Raw genomic sequence first — 290 nt, 5'->3', positions numbered from 1 at the left:
CGCCTGTGCGAGGCGGTGGACGGTCGCGCCCGGTAGGCCGAGCCGACGCCCGAGTTCCGTCACGCCGAGCGGGCCATCGGCTGCTTCAAGGCACTCGAGTACATCCAGCGCACGAGTCAGGGACTGCGCACCTGTGGTCTTTCCTTGCATGGACTCTCCCGCCCGTCATACCCACATCTACAATGCCCCACGGAATGTAATCCTCAAAATGCGGAAGAGAGCACGATGAGCATCCGGAACCGTGCGACGCGATCGATTGGTGTCCGTTCTACGTCGTCGCCTTGACGATA

1 protein-coding gene is annotated in these 290 nt (G+C 62.1%); it reads right to left on the bottom strand.

Annotation, left to right across the window (positions count from 1 at the left end; all coding sequences use genetic code 11):
• Nucleotides 1-150: helix-turn-helix domain-containing protein (locus SB658_RS23145; RefSeq protein WP_410602610.1), on the bottom strand; the 150-nt coding region annotated here is incomplete at its 3' end.
• Between the last annotated feature and the right edge of the window lie 140 nt (nucleotides 151-290).

Source organism: Bacillus sp. SIMBA_008 (genome assembly GCF_046535495.1).
Taxonomy (GTDB): domain Bacteria; phylum Bacillota; class Bacilli; order Bacillales; family Bacillaceae; genus Bacillus; species Bacillus subtilis.
The sequence above is the reverse complement of the archived record's forward strand: the minus strand, read 5'-3'. Positions and strand labels throughout refer to the sequence as shown.